The organism is Streptomyces graminilatus, from assembly GCF_001418565.1.
GTDB lineage: Bacteria > Actinomycetota > Actinomycetes > Streptomycetales > Streptomycetaceae > Streptomyces > Streptomyces graminilatus.
Window position 1 is genome coordinate 11,099 of record NZ_LIQQ01000523.1, and the last position, 460, is coordinate 11,558.

Here is a 460-nt window from a genome sequence, read left to right on the forward strand (position 1 = left end):
CGGGCGACCCGGCGAGGGTCGTGGCCTCGGCCGAGCGCATCGCCACGAGGCTGGGCTGGAAGGCGAAGCACGACGTCCAGGACATGATCACCTCAGCCTGGGAGGGCTGGCTCCACCTGCATCCGGAGGCGGGGACGACGACTCCCTAGTCCACCCGGGCCGACTTCACCGGCGCGATGTCATCCGGCGCCCCTCACCCGACGCGAGTGCGCCCGGCCCGAGCGCGTCCGGCCCGAGTGCCTCCGGCCCGAGCGCGCCCCGCCCAGCCCGAGTGCGTCCGGCCCGAGTGCGTCCGGCGCGAGTGCGTCCGGCCCGAGCCCTCACCGCCTGAGTGCCTCCGGCCCCAGTGCGCCCGGCCCAAGCCCACCCCGTCCGAGTGGGCCACCCAAGCCGCACCCTGCCCGCCCGAGTGCGTCCGGCCTGAGTGCACCCCGCCTGAGCCCGCTCGGCCCCAATGCAC

Annotated in this window: 1 pseudogene; it reads left to right on the top strand. The window is 76.3% G+C overall.

The features are described 5' to 3' along the window. Window positions 1–149: pseudogene (locus AOK08_RS47920) on the top strand (UDP-glucose 4-epimerase GalE); the annotation flags it as partial. Between the last annotated feature and the right edge of the window lie 311 nt (window positions 150–460).